This window comes from Devosia sp. Micro-HW1 (assembly GCF_056341075.1).
Map to the genome: position 1 here is coordinate 1,188,187 of NZ_CP094375.1, position 13,662 is coordinate 1,201,848.

Here is a 13,662-nt window from a genome sequence, read left to right on the forward strand (position 1 = left end):
GGCATTCAGAGTGGAACCAGCCTCAAGATACTCTCGGCGGAACGCGTCCTCAATATTCCGGCCAACCTCTCCGGATCACATCCACCAGGTGACAAATTGGTCAGGTCACTTCTGAGCGTTCATGCAACCTCATCTCCCCTACGGCGTTGCCAAACGCGGCATTTCTTTCCGAGCAGGAGAGACGTGCATGAAATCTGTCCTCATTCTGGGCGGTGACGGCTTTTGCGGCTGGCCAACCACCCTGCATCTGGCAGCCAATGGGTATCGTGTCGGAATTATCGACAACCTCTCGCGGCGACACATTGATGATGAAATGGGCGCCGCGAGCCTGACGCCGATCGTGTCCATCGCAGAGCGCATTCAGGCCTGGAACGAAGTCACCGGCCAGACCATCGACCACTTCCATCTCGACATTGCCAACGAATATGCGGACCTGCGCGACGCCATCCATGCCTTTGGCCCGGACGCCATCGTCCATTTTGCCGAACAGCGCGCCGCGCCCTATTCGATGACCAACCCGACCCACAAGCGCTACACGGTCGACAACAATATCCGCGGTACGCACAATCTGCTGGTCGCCATCGTCGAGCTCAACCGCGACATCCACGTGGTCCATCTCGGCACCATGGGCGTCTATGGCTATGACGGCTCAGGCCTCGAAATCCCGGAAGGTTATCTGGACGTCACCGTGAAAGGTCCTGATGGCGAGGAATATCCGCGTTCCATCCTCTTTCCCACTGCTCCCGGATCGGTCTACCACATGACCAAATCCATGGATCAGCTGATGTTCCAGTTCTATGCGCGCAATGACGAGCTGCGCATAACCGACCTGCATCAGGGCATCGTCTGGGGTACGCAGACCGAGGAAACCCGCCTCCACCCTGCCCTGATCAATCGTTTCGATTACGATGGCGACTACGGCACCGTACTCAATCGATTTCTGGTGCAGGCTGTGGTGGGCCACGCGCTGACCGTACATGGCACCGGTGGGCAGACCCGCGCCTTCATCAACATTCAGGACACGGTGCGCTGCATCCGCCTCGCCATCGAGAATCCACCTCAGCGCGGTGAACGGGTGAAGATCTTCAACCAGATTGCCGAAACCCGGCGCGTGCGCGATCTGGCCGAGATGATCGCGGCCATGACCGGCGCCTGTATCGCCAATGTCGACAATCCGCGCAAGGAAGCCGCCGAGAACGATCTCACCGTCTCCAACGCTGCCTTCAGGGCCCTGGGCCTCTCGCCCATTCTCCTGGACCACCAGCTGTTCAACGAGACGATGGAAATCGTCGAGCGCTTCAAGGACCGCTACAATCCGGCCGTGGTTGCCGCCCGTTCCACCTGGACGCGGCAGAACCGGCCTGGCGTCGTAAAGGACTTCCATGATGCGTGAAGTCATTCGGCTCATCGCCTTCGCCATCGTCACCTTTGGCATCACCTTCCTGGCGCTGCTGTTCAGCAACCCCCAATTTTCAGAAGGGGTCGGGCGCGCGCTGGGACTGATACCGCCCGATGCCGACGCCGCCGTGCCACGCATCGAGGAGAGCGAAACTGTCGTTCAGATCTTCAGGCCTCACCTCGGGACTTGGATCGGCCTTGAGGGCTTTCCCTCGCAGGCCAGCATGGTCTTCCCAATTCCGCCCACAGCGAAGGTCACCGGCGGGCAGTTACAGCTCAATCTTGCGACCGATCTCATCGATCATGGCGATGGCCTGGTCGAGATCCTGATCAACAATCGCAAACGGGATGCCATTGTCCTCGAGACCGGCGAAACAGAGCACCTCCTGACCTATGACCTCCTGCCCTCTGACTTGGCCCTGGGTGCAGTCACGGTGAATCTCGTGGGCAATGGCACGACCAATTCCGGGCAGGTTTGTCCCAACAACGTCACCAATCTGGGTGCCGCAGTGGAAATCCTGCCCACCAGCGCGGTCATGCTGCAATTGAGTGAGCCGCTGTCGGATATCGACGCGCGCGTGGTGCTGGAGCCTGATCCCCTGCCCCTCGATGGCACGACCGACATTGCCCTTTCTGCCTGGGCGACCCAGTTCCTCTCGCGGCAGGACGTTACCGCCGAACCGACGCCGCCCGAGCTCAGCCAGACCATGCTGCTCGTGCCCGATGAAACGACACCACTCGACGTCTCGGCCTCCGGACAGATCGTAGTTGGCGGCATTGGCGGCGTTGCCGAGATCGGCCGTCTGAAGTCCGCCACCCTGCCCGCTCCCTATAGCTACGATTGGCCGTTACCGGTTGGAGCCCTGACAACAGATACCCTCACCCATACCTTTCGCGGATCAACGCACTGGGATTTGTCCTACAAGCTGGCTGACCTGCCGGACGGGCTGCCGCCGCAGCAACTGCACCTGGCCTTGCGTACCAGCCAATTGATGGGCGGGAATCAATGGACACTGCGCGTGCTGCTCAATGGTCAGATGATCCATTCTGCGTACTATCCCGGCACGTCCGACAGCCTCGTGCTCGACATCGACTTGCCGATAGAAGCCCAGGGACTGGTCAACATGCTGACGATCACGCTGGTGGACAATTCGCCCAACCAGGGCATCTGTCGCGCCGGCCCGGAAGCTGCAGCCCAATTGCTGCCAGAGTCGGAGCTGTTGGCAGCCTCGGCGCCCATGACTGAAGAACAGACCATCGTGGCTGCACTCGCCGCTGCCAATACGATCGGCATCAGCGCTGAAACCGAGCAAGGCATCTCGGCGACCACGCGTGGCGAGGGCCTGCTCGACCTGATCCTTCCCCTCGACGTTCCGGTCAGCTTCACGGAGGCCGGGGATGCCACGATCAGGATCGTCGAGGCGCAGAACCTGGCAGGGGCCACGCCGGGTGGGAACACCCACTATATCTTCCCAGGCGCCGACGACACGGGCGACCCGCTTGTCCTGGCTGCCGGATCGGATGGCCTTGTACTGCCTGCAGGTGAAACCGTGGGGCTGGCCGTCTCATGGTAGCCGCTGACCATCGCGACGTGCTGCAGGGCGAGCTGAATCCGGATCAATTCGTCTCCGCCGACTCCAGTCCGCCCGCTCTGTCCCACTTCCTGGGCTTTGCGCCGGGGGCGCAGGTGATCGCGGTCTTTTCGGTCGTGTCCTTCGGCCTCCTCCTGCTCTTCAATTATCTTCCGACGGTGGTCGCTGCCATGCCCGAGCACGACCTCTATTTCTCCGACTATACAGGCGTTTACGTGCTGCCACTGCGCATTATGGTCATGAGTTTCTTCATCGCCTTTGCCTCGGCGATCGCCGCACCCTGGCTTGTGCGCCTGTGCTTTGCCGCGGATCTGCTGATTCGCTTTCTGTTGTTCTGCGCCATGACCGATCTGTGCAACTCGCTTCTGATCTGGACCACGGGCATGTCGGTCCCCCTCCACGTCATGGACATCGTTTCCGGGCTGGCGGGGTTCATGATTTTCGCCTCTGGGCTGCTTCGCTGCGCCGACATGCCCAAAGCCCAAGGCAGTCCGATGCGCGGGCGCTACAAGGTCGTCTCTCTCCTGACCGTTGCCACGGCCATAGCCGTTTCGGCCGCCCTGGCGATCTGGATCGGCCATATGCACTTGAGCGTTGTCAGCCAGATGCGCAACATGGCCCTTCTGGGTGGTGTCAGCGTCGGGGTCTTCCTGCTCGTTCCCTTGCTGTTCTTCCTGCTCAACATATACGCGGCAATACAGGCCCTGTTCCGGCGCGTGCCGCACTTCGCACCCGATATCACGGTCATCATCCCCGCCTATAACGAGGAGCGTTCAATCGCCGCCAATATCGAGGCAATAGATGACGCTTCTGTCGCCTATGGGGGGACAGTCACGTTGCTCGTTATCGACAACAACTCCACCGACGCCACCGTGGAGCGGGCCCGGGCGGCCTTTGCCGATTGCAAGCACATGACGTGCCGGATCGTCGAGGAACAGAAGGCCGGAAAGTCCTGGGCTCTCAACCGGGGACTGGCGGAAGTGCAGACAGAATTCTTCGCCCGCGTCGACGCCGACACGCTGCTCAACAAGGATGCCCTCCGTCTTGCCTTTCGGCATTTCGGGCATGAGCATGTCGGAGCCGTCGGCGGGGTCGCCCTGCCACCGGGCGGCGGCACATTTGACGGACCACGCTACATCGAGATCGTCCTTAAGCTCGGTTACGACCAGGTCGCCTTCGGGGCCTGCGACATCATCTTTGGCGTGCCCGGCATGTTCGCCTGCTATCGGACCGAAGCGGTGCGGGAAGTCGGCGGGTTCGCCCATGGCATGAACGGTGAGGATACCGACGTTGCCCTCAGGATCGGCGAGGCGGGCTACCGCGTGATGGTCGATCCGGACGCGACCTTTGTCTCCGAAGTGCCCCGCAACTTCGCGCATCTGCGTGAACAGCGCCTGCGCTGGTTCCGCTCGATCTTTCACGCCACCGCACGCAACAGGCATATCACCCGGCCCGGCGCCCGATCCGTGCGCGGGCGGGTCATCGTGCCCTTCATGCTGGCCAATACCGTTCGCCGCGCCATGACCGTGCCGATGCTGCTGTTTGCCCTGAACTTCATGCTCGTCGATCCGGACCCCAACAGCGCCATCAGGCTCGCCGCCGTGCTGGCCCTGCTGCTGGGTGCGCCGCTTGTCACAGCGGTCATAGCCATTCTGGTGAACCTGCGCTTCGAAGCCCTGCTCTACCTGCCGAGCTACATCGTCTTCCGGATGATCCGCGCCTACCTGACTATGGAAGCCATGCTGTCCATGTCATTCAACGCCTTTACGCGCAGGGTTCTGGGAGACGAGAGTGGCACCAGACCGGCAGCGAAAGCCGCCCCTGCGGCGGCCGCCATGTCCGCACCTACACAGCCAATACCGAGCTGAACTGCGCCTAAAACGCGCAAAACCATACCATACGGTAAGGCCTTTAAATCACTGATTTAATTGGAAGACTTTGGTGGGTGCACAAGGGCTCGAACCTTGGACCCGCTGATTAAGAGTCAGCTGCTCTACCATCTGAGCTATGCACCCGAGGGCGGTTCGTGAACCGCCGTCACCAAAGTGGCGCCTCTATACCCGGGGGATTTTCCGCTGTCCAGCACCCAAAGTCACTTTATGTGGATAACTTTGGCGAGAGGCCAGGAAAACAACGAGCGAGCGCCCGGCCGGGGCCGGGCGTCACAAGTCGCTATCTGTGCCGGTAGTCGGCGAGCTCCACGACATTGGTGGGCGGCGGGGATGGTTCGGCGCGAGCTTCATCCATCAGCCCGATCGTCCGCTCGATGATGTGACGCAGTTGGCGCGATCGCTGGTCCGATCCCTGAAGTATGGTCGCGGCACGTTGCAGATGGTCACGCGCAAGCACGTAGGTAGGGGGCACGCGCTGTCTCCTTGAGTGAGGGTGATCGCAGAATCGCCTGATGTCGGCGCATCCCCAAGGTGCTCTGTCGTAGTTCTCGACACCTTGCCGGCTTGACCGGCATTTGCTTCAAATTGCGCAGGCCGGCGGGGCGCCCGGAAAGGGCCGGATACGCTGGTCTCCGCGCACCGGGATGAAACTGGGGGCTGTGCAAAACAGCTTTTGCAGGGTCCGGCACCGGTTCGCTTTGGGCTGTCATGCACACTCCATCCGGCTACTATCGCCAGGAATCATCCAGCCAGGGCCCACCCGTGTCTCACCCGTCATTCACCCCGATTGTCGACGCCTTGCCCGAAACCGTGCCCTTCGTCGGCCCCGAGGCCATCGAGAGGCGCACGGGCATCGCGACCAGGGCACGGATCGGCGCCAACGAGTCGGGATTCGGCCCCAGTCCAAAGGTCATCGCCGCCCTGCGCCAGGCTGCACCCGAATTCTGGACCTATCCGGACCCGGAAAACCACGACCTGCGGCAAGCTTTGGCCACCCATCTCGGCATCGGCATGGACGAGGTGACCATCAGCGAAGGTATCGACGGCCTCATGGGCCTGATGGTGCGCCTGTTCATCGCACCGGGCGACATTGTCGTGACTTCGCTCGGGGCCTATCCCACTTTCAACTATCACGTGGTCGGTTTCGGTGGCGACCTGCGCTTCGTGCCCTATGCCGGCGTCCACGAGGACCCTGTCGCCCTGGCGGCCAAGGCGCGCGAGACCAATGCAAAAATGGTCTATCTCGCCAATCCGGACAATCCGATGGGCTCTTTCTGGCCGGCGGAAGACATAGCGCGTTTTATTGATGCCGTGCCGGAAACCTGCCTGATCGTGCTCGACGAAGCCTATCTGGAGACCGCCCCCGATACCCCGCTGCCCCTCGACACGACACGCCCCAACCTGCTGCGCCTGCGCACCTTCTCCAAGGCCTATGGGCTGGCGGGCCTGCGCTGCGGCTACGCCATCGGCCACCACAGGCTGATCGGCGCCTTCAACCGCGTGCGGAACCATTTCGGGGTCAACAAGGCAGGCCAGGTCGCGGCGCTCGCTGCCCTTCGCGATCAGGCCTATCTGGCAGAGGCCGTCGCGGCCATCGCCGCTGCCCGCCAGCGCATTTCCCGCATCGTGGAGGCCAATGGCCTGCGCGCCCTGCCCTCGGCCACCAATTTCGTGGCAGTCGATTGCGGACGCGACGGCGCCTATGCCGTTGCGCTGCTCGGGGCGCTGGCTGAAGAGGGCGTATTCGTGCGCAAGCCGGCTGCACCGGGGCTCGACCAGCATATAAGGATCAGCGCCGGGCCAGACGCTGCACTCGACATTCTCGAAGACGCCCTGCCGCGCGCCCTGAAAGCGGTTCAGTCCAAGCCGTAAAGGCCGATCTCGGCCCAGAGCGGCCGGTGGTTCGAGCCCAGATTGTCGCCTGCCTCCAGGCTCATGATCTGCGCACTGCCGCGCGTGAAGACATTGTCGATCGGCACGCCCAGTGCATTGAGACGAACCGGCCAGGTGGCCGGTTGTGTAGGGCCGGGTGCGAGGTTCTGGACGCGGCCGAATTCAGCGACCGGGTCGGACCAGGAGGCAGCATTGAAATCGCCCGCCACCACGACCGGTCCTTCCATTCTGCTCATCCGCTGGCTGATTGACCAAAGCTCCCACTGCGCCAGGTCATCATAATAGGGCTTGGCCAGGTGCAGGCCGACTATGTTGACCTTCTGGCCGTCCACCGTCACCCGCGCCGAGACATACCGGTTTGCCCACAGGGGCGAGAGCACCGCCAGTTCGCCGTCCTCCAGGGGAAAACGCGAATGCAGGGATGTGTCGCAGGGCCCCGTACTTTCGCAGCCAAGGCGATACGGGAACACCTCGGCCAGCCGGTCGAGGTAGGGCTGGATGGCCCGGCTCTCCATGAACAGGGCAATATCGGGCGGATCGGCGATGACAGTCTCCACCAGTTCCTCAATGCGCCGATTGCCATTGAGCACATTGAAGCTGAGGAAGCGGAACTGAGCCAGTGGCGCAGCGGCATGATCCACGCGCCGCTGCTGGAACTCGACGAGATAGGTTGCCGAATGGGCCGCCATCCCGATGACGAGCACGCCCATGGCCAAACCCCGCCATCGCGCCCCGCTCAGTGCCAACAGCACCGCCAGAACAAAGCCAGCGGCAATGAAGTGAAATCTGAGGGATTGCAGGAGTTGCGCACCGGGCAGGTTGAGCTGCAGGGCAATCACGGCAAAGACGAGCAGGAGCCCCCCGCTCGCCGCCAGAAGTACTCCGCGAAATTCACCCCAACTCACCATGCTGCGCCCCCACGAGACGGGCTAGGCTAGAGCAGCTTACGCATCTGGATGCAAGACTGGGCGATATTCACGAGTTCGGCACGATCCCACTCGAAGACTTCCCAGCCTGTCCTCTCGTAAAACCCGACGGCGTCTTCGGCTGCATTGACCAGCAGAGTGTGCAACCCGATGGCTCGCGCCCGCGCGCTGACCATATCCTCCATGACACGGCCATGGCCGTGGCGTTGCTCACGAGCGGTGATGGCAACGAGCCGAATGGCCCCGCGGCCATCGCCGAAATCATCAAGACGACTGGTGCCGAGAGGACGCCCGTCACCTCTCAGAAGAAACGGGTGCGCCCAATCGGCGACGTCATCCGGGTGATTGTCGTTGTAGATCCCGAACCGCCCCTTCGCCTCGAACAGCTCGGCGCGTCGAATGGCGTGAAAACTGGCCCAGTCCGAAGGCTCGGTAACTTCAATCAGCTCGTACTGCATCCGCCCCCCAGACCTGTCGCAAGCGTGTCAGGCGGCCAAAGACCGCCTGGCTTCAGTCCCACTCTTAGCCGGCCAGCGCACCCTGTGCCGAGGCGCCGCGTTCGATCATCACGCGATTGAGGGCGTTGAGATAGGCACGGGCCGAGGCCACCAGCGTATCGGGCTCGGCGGCATTGCCCGAAGCGATGCGGCCGTTCATTTCCAGACGCACGTGGGCGCTCGCCTGGGCGTCGGTACCACCGGTCACACCGTCCACAGCATAGAGCACCAGATGCGGGTCCTGGCCCGAGGCCGCCTTGATGGCGTTGAAAATGGCGTCAACAGAGCCGGTCCCCTCATAGGACACGCTGGTTTCCTCGCCATCGATGGTCACCACCAGGTTGCATTTGTGCACCCCGCCGGTCTTGGAAACGACTTCCATGTCCACCAGCCGGATGCGATCGCCCACCGAACCGACTTCGTCATCGACCAGCGCGATAATGTCGGCGTCGTAGACGTGCTTCTTGCGGTCGGCCAGGTCCTTGAAGCGCTGGAAGGCTTCCTGGAAAGCGTTGTCGCCCAATTCGTAGCCCAGTTCCTTGAGCTTGTCCTTGAAGGCGGCGCGGCCCGAATGCTTGCCCATGACCAGGGTGGTTTCCTTGATGCCGACGCTGGCCGGGGTCATGATTTCATAGGTCTCGGCATTTTTGAGCATGCCGTCCTGATGGATGCCGCTTTCATGGGCGAAGGCATTCTTGCCCACGATGGCCTTGTTGTACTGCACCGGGAAGTTCGACGCTGCCGAGACTACGCGGCTGGCGCGGCTGAGCTGGGTCGAGTCGATCTCGGTGAAATAGGGCATGGCATCGCCACGCGTGCGCAGCGCCATCACCACTTCTTCCAGCGCCGCATTGCCAGCGCGTTCCCCCAGGCCATTGATCGTGCACTCGATCTGCCGTGCGCCGCCGGCCACGCCGGCCAGCGAATTGGCCACGGCCATGCCCAGGTCATCGTGGCAATGCACCGAGAAGATCGCCTTATCGGCGTTTGGCACGCTCTCGATAATGGTCTTGAACATGCGGAAATGCTCTTCCGGCACGGCATAGCCGACCGTATCGGGCAGGTTGATCGTGGTCGCACCGGCCTTGATGGCGGTATCGACGCAGCGCTTCAAGAATTCCAGCGGCGTGCGGGTGGCGTCCATGGCCGACCATTCGACGTCGTCGACGAGGTTGCGCGCCTGCGCCACGGTGCGGGCGATGATCTCGATCACCTCGTCCTCGGTCTTCTTCATCTGGTGGGCCAGATGGATCGGCGAGGTCGAAACGAAGGTATGGATGCGGCCCTTGCGAGCATGGCGCACCGCCTCGCCGGCGCGGTCGATATCAGCGCTGATGGCACGGGCCAGGCCCGCCACGGTGGCGTTCTTGACCTGCTTGGCCACCGCGACCACGGCCTCGAAGTCACCGTTGGAAGCAATGGGGAAGCCGGCCTCGATGATGTCGACGCCCATTTCGTCCAGCGTCTCGGCAACCTGCAGTTTTTCCTCGAGCGTCATCGTGGCGCCGGGCGATTGCTCGCCGTCACGCAGCGTGGTGTCAAAGATGAAGACGCGTTCTTTGTTGGAATTGGTGGCAGAAGCAGACATTTGGTTCTTTTCCTATCGGCCCCGAGGCAATGGCTCGCTGGACCGGACAATCACTTTGTTCGGTTTATGGCGCATTCCCCTGACGACCCGCTCGACTGTTCGAGCTGCCGGTGATCAGGGGCTGATAAGAAGGAGAAGAAGAGCGGCCGGAAGCAGCAGCAGGCCAGCAGCAATCATCAGGGCGCGGTTCCGCTCCTGAGTCTGTGCAATCGCAATGGCTTGGGCGCGGCGGCGCTGCATGAGTACGCTCTGGTACGCTGGTCGATGTCACAAACAATGCGCGAATCTGCCCCCCGGTGCAAGACCGAAGGGGCAAATTGCGTTACTTTTCTTCCACTGTGCGGCGGGCAGCGTTCAGTTGAACGCCAACACCGCCGAGAGCAACACGCCGAGGAAGGCAAGGCCGGTGATGCGATGCGCCACGCCCGCCTTCTGCCCCGCTGCCACATCGCCGGCGAAAGACTTCTTGGACTGGATGCCGCCATAGATGATGCTCGCCAGCATCACGGCCACCAGCACCATCTTGATCCAGAACCAGATCGAAGCGCCGTCGAGCCCGCCATATTTGAGAAACATGACCAGCGGCCCGGTGATGAGAAGGGTCGCCATTGCGCCCTTGCCGGACCGGGCCAGCGTGTTCATCACCCCGTAATAGGCTGCCCGCTGCTCCGGCGTCGCCGTGGCCATGCGTGACCCAACCACCGGTCCCACGACCGAATTGGAGCCACCCACGACAAAGGCCACGATATGCACGAAAATAAGTAGATTGATGACGACATCCATCGCCCTTCCCCCTGCTGCTAGTCCCCGAGGGGGAGACTAGCGCTGTGGCGGGCGGCAAGGAAGTGCGAAACATGTGGGCGAGTTGGCAACAGTGCTTCATTACCCACCGGCCCGCCCTCGGGCTTGACCCGAGGGCCACTCTTCGCGCGAACTAACCAACGCTGCCCGAGTTCATCGTCTCCCTCCCCCTTGTGGGGAGGGATCAAGGGTGGGGGTTCTTGAGGGAGTGGCCCCTCAGTCGAGATCCAGCACACCTTCCGCGACCACCACCGCCTGCCCGCCGATGGCGCCATGGATGAGCCTGTCACTGTCCTTGCGCGATTGCAGGGTGATGCGGCAGGGGCGGCCCATTTCGAGGCCCTGCCGCAGTACATAGTCGGTCTGTCCCGATCCCATTTCCTGTTCGGCCAGCATGCCGATCAGCGCCGCGGCGGCAGAACCGGTTCCCGGATCTTCGCCCAGTCCCATGCCGAACATGCGGGCGGCAAGGTCATTGTCCTTTTCCTCGGGCGTGAGGGTGAAGACATAGGCCGAGTGATGGTCGTGGTGGAACACGTCATTCCAGGCCGTGCGGTTGACCTCGATCTTCTTCAGCACCTTGGCGTCCCGCACCGGGATGAGGTGGAAGGTAACGCCTGCAGAGAACACTGCCGGCTTGAACACGTCGCAGCCGATGTCATCGACCTCGATGCCCAGCGCCTGGGCAATGCCCAGCCGGTTCGGCAGGTCGGCGATGCGCTCGGGCAGCCTCGGCAGGGCGAAGCGCGCGTCGCCCGTGCGCCGGTCGATCCGCTCGAACAGGGCCGTCACCAGCCCCACCTTTTCCTCCATGCGGATGGCCGAGGCGCGACTATTGAGCCCCAGCGTCACCGCCGCGCCCACCGTCGGATGCCCGGCAAAGGGCAGTTCCTGATAGGGCGTAAAAATGCGGAGCGACGCCGAGTTGCGCTCGTTCTGCGGCTTGCAGATGAATACCGTTTCGCTGAGGTTGAACTCGCGGGCAATGGCCTGCATCTCATTGTCCATCAGGCCGTCCGCCTTGGGAATGACGGCCAGGCCATTACCCTTCAGCGGCGTGCTGGTAAAGACGTCGAGGATGAGATAGGGCAGCTTCAATTGGTCACCTCGGGCAGCGCATAATCGGCGCGCGACTTGCCGAGGTGATCGCACAGCGCATCGACCGCCACGCCATGATCCTTGCGGCCCGGCAGGCCGGAAATGGTCAGCGTGCCGATGATGCCAGCCCCCGGCACGCGGATGGGGAAACCGCCACCGGCAATGACATAGTCGGCAGAATCGACACCCGACTGCTCGGAAAACGGCACTTCGCCACGCTCCAGCACCAGCCGATATGTGGCGCGCTGGAAGCGACGCACCGAGTTGATCTTGCGACGCACCCATTCGGCATTGTCGGCGCTGGTGCCCGGCGTGGCCGAGAAGAACAGCTGCCGGTCCCAGGTCCTGAGGTCGACGACCAGCGACAGGCCCTCGCCAAGCGCACGCTCGCGGATGGAGGAGCCAATGGCAAAGGCGACCGCCTCGTCAAAGGCGGGGAGAACCAGCTCGAGTTCCTGGCGCTTTACGAGGTCGATTTCGTCTTGGGTGGTCATGTCTCAGTCCTGATGCATGCGGGAGAAGGCGTCGATAAGCGGCGTGCGGTCCACCGCACCCTTGGCGAAGTTGACCTGGGCCGGATCGATATGAGCCCAGGCCGCCTTGCTGTCGGTCCAGATATTGCCCACTGGCGCGGCCCAGTCGATATCGTCGAGCGATCCGGCGCGCAGCACCCTGAAGGGGCCCGAGGCGGGGTCGTTCCAGAGCCAGGTGTAGCACCTGGCGCAAAAATTCATGGTGATGACATTGCCGCTGTCTGCCTGTCGCAGATGCTGGACGACCGAGCCCGCCACGAGCTCCAGGTCATCGGCCTTGACCAGCACCGACATGGACCATCCCGCGCCTGAATAGCGCTGGCAGTCCTTGCAGTGGCAATTATAGACGCTGAGCGGCGCAGCCTTGAGGCGATACCGCGCCGAGCCACAAGAACACCCACCCTCAACTGGAAATGCCGGCAATGCCAAGATTCGCCTCCCTCATCTGCGGGAAAACTTCTAGGACAGTTGAGGCAACACTTGAAGTCCAGCCGAACTATCCCTGGTCCATATCTTTCATCACCCACCGCGCCGCCCTCGGGCCTGACCCGAGGGCCAGTTTCCACGCACGCCGACGACATTGTGAGGCGGGCAAAGGGCCTCAGGTCACGCCCGAGGGTGGAACAATGTGCATACGCTACGGACGAGAAAACAATACCGGAGCAAGCAGGAAGACTATCCCCACAGCCGCCCGCTCGCGAAAGCGTCGAGGACCACCGCGGCATAGGGGATGAGTTGACCGGCCGCCTGCCCGTCCGCCGCGTTGCGGCAGGCCACGACATCGTCAAGTTCCGGCTCATCCTGAGCCGCCAGATTGGCGCGAATGCGCGCCACTAGAGCGTCGGCGTCGAGTGGAAGATGCAGCCGCCTCACAATAGCGATGCGTGGCCCGTCGACAACGGCGAGAAGCTGCCCTGTCTCGCCGTCGTCCATGCTGAGGCCGGTTTCCTCTTGCAGCTCCGTGGCGATGCAGACGTCGGTATCGACCACGCCATCGGCCCTGACGTCGCGCGGCTCCAGCGCCCCGCCCGGTGGGTAGACCCGTCCAGCATTGATCGTCTTGCCACCCATGACGCCGAAGATCAGCGCCCCGTCGGCGCTCTCGATCAGCGTCGCGCCGAAAATATGGATGGCGCCAATGTCGGGGAATCCCAGTTCACGCCAGGCGAGGAAGGCCGAATAACTGTCCTCGCGCGCTTCCGCCCGGTAGACGCCATCGGCACCCAGCACCGGCGGCGTGAAGCCGAGGATACGCCCGTCCCACACATGTGGGTTCTTCGCCACCATCTGCTTCCAGATACCGGGCACCTGCGCGCGAATATCCGCCGGCATCGGCCAGGCGCCCGGCACAAGCCGGAAATCCGTCGCGGTGATGGGAATGATGTCGATGCTCATGCGATCTCCGGTCGGCCAAACAAAACGGGGGCCGAAGCCCCCGTTCATC

The 13,662-nt window shown here is 62.6% G+C and carries 13 protein-coding genes and 1 tRNA gene; 4 read left to right on the plus strand and 10 right to left on the minus strand.

The annotated features are described in order from the left end of the window. Positions 1 to 187: 187 nt before the first annotated feature. The 3 genes from MQW79_RS05500 to MQW79_RS05510 are packed head-to-tail and all read left to right on the plus strand — an operon-like array spanning position 188 to position 4,858. Positions 188 to 1,393 (plus strand): NAD-dependent epimerase/dehydratase family protein, encoded by a 1,206-nt coding sequence (locus MQW79_RS05500; RefSeq protein ID WP_476587301.1) that lies wholly within the window; start codon positions 188 to 190, stop codon positions 1,391 to 1,393. Then, positions 1,386 to 2,972, plus strand: a complete 1,587-nt coding sequence (locus MQW79_RS05505) for a hypothetical protein (protein WP_476587302.1) — start codon at positions 1,386 to 1,388, stop codon at positions 2,970 to 2,972. The genes MQW79_RS05500 and MQW79_RS05505 overlap by 8 nt, the downstream gene beginning before the upstream one ends. Then, a complete protein-coding gene (locus MQW79_RS05510) occupies positions 2,966 to 4,858 on the plus strand; it encodes a glycosyltransferase family 2 protein (RefSeq protein ID WP_476587303.1) in 1,893 nt (630 codons plus the stop codon). Before MQW79_RS05505 ends, MQW79_RS05510 begins: the two co-directional genes overlap by 7 nt. A gap of 71 nt (positions 4,859 to 4,929) precedes the next feature. On the opposite strand, the gene MQW79_RS05515 is transcribed toward MQW79_RS05510, so the two are convergent. Together MQW79_RS05515 and MQW79_RS05520 are read right to left on the minus strand one after the other, a co-directional pair. Continuing rightward, positions 4,930 to 5,005, minus strand: a tRNA-Lys gene (locus tag MQW79_RS05515). Positions 5,006 to 5,162: 157 nt separating this feature from the next. After that, a complete protein-coding gene (locus tag MQW79_RS05520) occupies positions 5,163 to 5,354 on the minus strand; it encodes a hypothetical protein (protein ID WP_476587304.1) in 192 nt (63 codons plus the stop codon). A gap of 236 nt (positions 5,355 to 5,590) precedes the next feature. Here MQW79_RS05520 and MQW79_RS05525 point away from each other — a divergent pair, with 236 nt between their 5' ends. Beyond that, positions 5,591 to 6,754, plus strand: a complete 1,164-nt coding sequence (locus MQW79_RS05525; protein ID WP_476587305.1) for a pyridoxal phosphate-dependent aminotransferase — start codon at positions 5,591 to 5,593, stop codon at positions 6,752 to 6,754. Here MQW79_RS05525 and MQW79_RS05530 read toward each other — a convergent pair. From MQW79_RS05530 to MQW79_RS05565, 8 genes are all read right to left on the minus strand, one after another. After that, positions 6,739 to 7,683 (minus strand): endonuclease/exonuclease/phosphatase family protein, encoded by a 945-nt coding sequence (locus MQW79_RS05530; RefSeq protein ID WP_476587306.1) that lies wholly within the window; start codon positions 7,681 to 7,683, stop codon positions 6,739 to 6,741. The genes MQW79_RS05525 and MQW79_RS05530 overlap by 16 nt on opposite strands. Before the next feature lie 26 nt (positions 7,684 to 7,709). Beyond that, positions 7,710 to 8,159, minus strand: a complete 450-nt coding sequence (locus MQW79_RS05535; RefSeq protein WP_476587308.1) for a GNAT family N-acetyltransferase — start codon at positions 8,157 to 8,159, stop codon at positions 7,710 to 7,712. A gap of 64 nt (positions 8,160 to 8,223) precedes the next feature. Further along, positions 8,224 to 9,786 carry a 2-isopropylmalate synthase gene (locus MQW79_RS05540; protein ID WP_476587309.1) on the minus strand — a complete coding sequence of 521 codons (1,563 nt, stop codon included), beginning with the start codon at positions 9,784 to 9,786 and terminating at the stop codon, positions 8,224 to 8,226. A gap of 354 nt (positions 9,787 to 10,140) precedes the next feature. Then, the gene (locus tag MQW79_RS05545) at positions 10,141 to 10,569 is read right to left on the minus strand and encodes a hypothetical protein (RefSeq protein ID WP_476587311.1); all 429 of its coding nucleotides are present in this window, start codon (positions 10,567 to 10,569) and stop codon (positions 10,141 to 10,143) included. Positions 10,570 to 10,803: 234 nt separating this feature from the next. Beyond that, positions 10,804 to 11,685 (minus strand): PhzF family phenazine biosynthesis protein, encoded by an 882-nt coding sequence (locus tag MQW79_RS05550; RefSeq protein WP_476587312.1) that lies wholly within the window; start codon positions 11,683 to 11,685, stop codon positions 10,804 to 10,806. After that, the gene (locus MQW79_RS05555; protein WP_476587313.1) at positions 11,682 to 12,179 is read right to left on the minus strand and encodes a heme-degrading domain-containing protein; all 498 of its coding nucleotides are present in this window, start codon (positions 12,177 to 12,179) and stop codon (positions 11,682 to 11,684) included. Before MQW79_RS05555 ends, MQW79_RS05550 begins: the two co-directional genes overlap by 4 nt. 3 nt (positions 12,180 to 12,182) lie before the next feature. Continuing rightward, positions 12,183 to 12,647 (minus strand): GFA family protein, encoded by a 465-nt coding sequence (locus tag MQW79_RS05560; protein ID WP_476587314.1) that lies wholly within the window; start codon positions 12,645 to 12,647, stop codon positions 12,183 to 12,185. 246 nt (positions 12,648 to 12,893) lie between these two features. Beyond that, a complete protein-coding gene (locus tag MQW79_RS05565; protein WP_476587315.1) occupies positions 12,894 to 13,613 on the minus strand; it encodes a hypothetical protein in 720 nt (239 codons plus the stop codon). Between the last annotated feature and the right edge of the window lie 49 nt (positions 13,614 to 13,662).

Coding starts and splice junctions, on each gene's coding strand:
- MQW79_RS05500 (WP_476587301.1), top strand. CDS start 188: ATGAAATCTGTCCTCATTCTGGGCGGTGACGGCTTTTGCGGCTGGCCA.
- MQW79_RS05505 (WP_476587302.1), top strand. CDS start 1,386: ATGCGTGAAGTCATTCGGCTCATCGCCTTCGCCATCGTCACCTTTGGC.
- MQW79_RS05510 (WP_476587303.1), top strand. CDS start 2,966: ATGGTAGCCGCTGACCATCGCGACGTGCTGCAGGGCGAGCTGAATCCG.
- MQW79_RS05525 (WP_476587305.1), top strand. CDS start 5,591: ATGCACACTCCATCCGGCTACTATCGCCAGGAATCATCCAGCCAGGGC.
- MQW79_RS05530 (WP_476587306.1), bottom strand. CDS start 7,683: ATGGTGAGTTGGGGTGAATTTCGCGGAGTACTTCTGGCGGCGAGCGGG.
- MQW79_RS05535 (WP_476587308.1), bottom strand. CDS start 8,159: ATGCAGTACGAGCTGATTGAAGTTACCGAGCCTTCGGACTGGGCCAGT.
- MQW79_RS05540 (WP_476587309.1), bottom strand. CDS start 9,786: ATGTCTGCTTCTGCCACCAATTCCAACAAAGAACGCGTCTTCATCTTT.
- MQW79_RS05545 (WP_476587311.1), bottom strand. CDS start 10,569: ATGGATGTCGTCATCAATCTACTTATTTTCGTGCATATCGTGGCCTTT.
- MQW79_RS05555 (WP_476587313.1), bottom strand. CDS start 12,179: ATGACCACCCAAGACGAAATCGACCTCGTAAAGCGCCAGGAACTCGAG.
- MQW79_RS05565 (WP_476587315.1), bottom strand. CDS start 13,613: ATGAGCATCGACATCATTCCCATCACCGCGACGGATTTCCGGCTTGTG.